Here is a 269-nt window from a genome sequence, read left to right on the forward strand (position 1 = left end):
TTGTTCGCCTTTAAAGTCTGGATTGCTGGTTTTGTCCTTGCGGGCGTATGAGCGTGTGTCGGGTCCAAGCTCTACCTTTACGGGGCCCACTGGGACATCATTAAGATTCATCCGTCCCTGTGCGTCCAACGTGCCTTGCCGCGTGCTGCCGTCGGATAGCGTGGCTATGTATTTCGCTCCCTGAACCGGTTCATCGTCGTGATACAGATACTGCATCGCCGTATCGTATTTGGATGTCGGCAGCGCCGGCAGCGGATATGTGGTACTCG

1 pseudogene is annotated in these 269 nt (G+C 55.4%); it reads right to left on the bottom strand.

What is annotated here, in order from left to right:
• A pseudogene (locus tag SB822_RS57500) lies at positions 1 to 269 on the bottom strand (type VI secretion system tip protein VgrG); the annotation flags it as partial.

The sequence above is a fragment of the Paraburkholderia sp. SIMBA_054 genome (genome assembly GCF_046534875.1).
Lineage (GTDB): Bacteria > Pseudomonadota > Gammaproteobacteria > Burkholderiales > Burkholderiaceae > Paraburkholderia > Paraburkholderia hospita.